This window comes from uncultured Enorma sp. (assembly GCA_905210055.1).
Taxonomy (GTDB): Bacteria; Actinomycetota; Coriobacteriia; order Coriobacteriales; family Coriobacteriaceae; genus Enorma.
The window spans coordinates 1-2,927 of record CAJLVH010000181.1; the positions used below are offsets into that span (position 1 = coordinate 1).

General features: G+C 64.8%; 2 protein-coding genes and 1 pseudogene. All 3 read left to right on the forward strand.

The features are described from left to right. Window positions 1–842: pseudogene (locus QZ079_RS08875) on the forward strand (ABC transporter permease); the annotation flags it as partial. 400 nt (window positions 843–1,242) lie between these two features. Further along, the gene (locus tag QZ079_RS08880; protein ID WP_297037494.1) at window positions 1,243–2,076 is read left to right on the forward strand and encodes a hypothetical protein; all 834 of its coding nucleotides are present in this window, start codon (window positions 1,243–1,245) and stop codon (window positions 2,074–2,076) included. Window positions 2,077–2,096: 20 nt separating this feature from the next. Continuing rightward, a partial coding sequence (locus QZ079_RS08885) for an energy-coupling factor ABC transporter ATP-binding protein (RefSeq protein WP_297037495.1) occupies window positions 2,097–2,927 on the forward strand: 831 nt, incomplete at its 3' end.

Genomic DNA, 2,927 nt, shown 5'->3' on the forward strand with positions numbered 1-2,927 from the left:
CCGTCGCCTGCGTGCGCGACGTGCTGCGCCGGCCGCTTGTGGAACTCATGCAGGCCGAGCGCGCGCCGGAGCGCCTGGTGGGCGCCACGCGCGCCGCATCCCGCTGGCAGCTCGTGCTTGCGGCGCCGCTTCTCGCCGTGGTGTGGGGGTGCTGCGTGCTGCAGCCCATCTACTTCATCGCGTTCATCATTCCCATGGGGTTCGCCGCGTTCGGGGCGACGCTTCTCGTGATGCGTGCGTTCGCATGGCGTTGGGGCGAGCGCGAGCGCCGAAACGAGCGGCGTTACTGGAACGGGCTTCGGCTCTTCACCGTGCGACAGGTGGGCGCACGCATCTCAAGCACCTCGGCCGCGCTCTCCTGCGTGTGCGTGCTCATCGCGGCGGCCGTGTGCATGATGTGCGCGGGCTTCGTCTTCAGTGTGGGGCTGCGCGGCTCCGTTGAGCTTGCGGACTCCGCGAACGCGCTTGCGCCCATCGGCTACGTGGGCATCTTCTACGGCGCGGCGTTCCTCGTTACCGCGGCGGCGATTTTGGCGCTGCAACAGCTTTCCGGGGCGGCGGATGCGCGGCGAGCCTACGTGGTGCTGCGCGAGCTCGGCTGCGACCGCGCAATGGCGGCCTCGTCGCTGCGCCATCAGGTAGGGCTCTGCTTCGGCACGCCGCTCGCGTTCGCGCTCGTCCACGACGTATTCGGCCTCATGCTCGTGGGCTTTCTCTCGTTCGTGTTCGGTAGTGCCTCGTTCGTGCTCATCGTGGCCGATGTCCTCGGCTTCACGCTCGTGCTCATGACGGCCTACGCCTGGCTCACGTGTCGCGCCTGCGAGCGTCTGCTGCTGGGATAGCCTTGTGGGACTTTGGCACCGGGTCTCTGAGTCCCATTGTGGGACTCAGAGACCCGGTGCCAAAGTCCCACGTTCACGGGGAGCCGTGTCGAAAAACCCCTGGGGTACTTTTACGTAAGCGCACGGTAAGGCATGCCACGGACGCGATTTTCATCCAAAACGGCAAGGTGGCGCGCCGCCCGCGAGCGCACGCTGCGCAATTTTCACGCTTGGCACCAGTGAAACTTTATTTTCACCTTACGGGCGGATGACCGGAACCTGCAGGTCAGCGCCATACGATTCTTCCTGTCGACCAACGCCCAGCGGCAAGGTCGGCACCCAACACCGCGACGCGCGCAACGGCCGTCGCCCGCCGCGGAACCCCGACCGCGTGCCCTGCACGCCAAGAGAGAGGAATCGCATGTCGTCAACGTCTACGACCGCGCAGTCCCACAAGCTGATGATCTTCGTCCTCAGCATGTCGCTGTACGGCCTCGCCACGCTCGTTTCCGAGCTCATCCCCTCCGTCCAGGTGGGTATCGTCGAATTCTCCGTCGAGTTCTTCCTGTTCATCCCGCTTACGCTTGCCATGCTCTTCGATCCGCTGTCCGTCGCCCTCGGCGCCGCTACCGGCGAGCTCGTGTTCTCCGAAATCATGCTCGGCCAGTTCGGCGGCCTCGGTGAGCTCGAGAAGTTCCTCACCGTCACCATCGCCATCTACATCGCTGGCACCATCGTTAAAGATCCGCGCAACATGAAGATGGTGGCGCTCGCCGCCTTTGGCTGCACCGCGCTCCAGCTTGCCATGAGCGCCGGCGTGGACATCTGCAAGGTCGTCTTCGCCGTCGAGGAGTTCGAGGCCGTCGAGGGTCTCCCCGAGTCCGTCTTCTTCACCGAGGGCTTTGCCTTCGTGAACGACCTCCTGTTCTCGGGCATCCTGTTCTGCCTGCTGCCCACGATGTTCCTCGTCCCGCGCCTTTACGGCAAGATTGAGCCGCTGCTGGGCATGAAGCCCCGCTCCGCCGAGAATGCGCCCGAGGCTCCCTCTGCCAAGCTCGTGCTCGGTGCCGTGGTGTGCTTCGTCGTGGCCGTCGCGGTGGCGTGCCTTTCCGAGGCCGGCTTCTCGCTTATCGAGTGGGAGGCTGAATGGGCGGAGAGCATGACCGCCGTCTATGCCGGCCTGAGCATCGCTGCGGTCGTCGTCGCCATCGCCGGATACTGCATGCATCGCAACGCCGTTCTGAGCCGCGCATAAGCGCCTGAGGGGTAAGGGTAATGTCGATCATCTCGATCAAAGACCTCACGTTCACCTACCCCGGAGCCGCAACCGCCACCCTCCGCAACCTCAACCTCGAGGTCGCGGAGGGTGACTTTCTTGCGATCATGGGTGCGAACGGCTGCGGAAAGTCCACGCTCTGCAAGGCGATGAACGGACTCATCCCGCAGTTCATCGTAGGTGACATGACGGGTTCGCTCAAGGTCTCCGGCCTCGAGGCCGCCGAGACCCCCATCGGCGAGCTTGCGCAGCATGTGGGGTATGTGTACCAGGATTTCGAGAACCAGCTCGTGCGCCCGACGGTTCTCGACGAGGCATCGTTCGCGAGCCTCAACTACGCGCAGCCCGATTACCTCGAGCGTGGCCTTGCCGCCCTCGAGCTTTGTGGGCTTGCAGACAAGGCGCAGGATTACGTGTGGGCGCTCTCGGGCGGCCAAAAGCACCTTTTGGCGCTTGCCGGCGCGCTCGCGCTCGAGCCCGAGGTCATCATCTTGGACGAGCCTATAGCCCAGCTCGACCCGTATCACGCGCGGCAGACGTACGAGGTGCTGCGCGAGCTCAACGAGCGCCACGGGAAGACGATCATCGTGATCGAGCACCACACGGATTTCATCGCAGATTACTGCAAGCACGCGGTTCTTATGGCGAACGGCGCGGTCTCGTGGATGCTCCCTGCCCGCGAGGCGCTCCGCCAGCTCGACGACCTTGCGGCGAGCGATATCTTCCCGCCGCAGATCGCCACCGCCGCGCGCGAGCTCAAAGATACCGGCGTGCTTTCGCGCGACGTGGAGCTGCCCACGACGGTGGAGGAGGGGAAGCGCGCGTTTGCC

Bases quoted from the DNA above. Each gene is read 5' to 3' on its own strand.
- QZ079_RS08880 (WP_297037494.1), top strand. From the start codon at position 1,243: ATGTCGTCAACGTCTACGACCGCGCAGTCCCACAAGCTGATGATCTTC.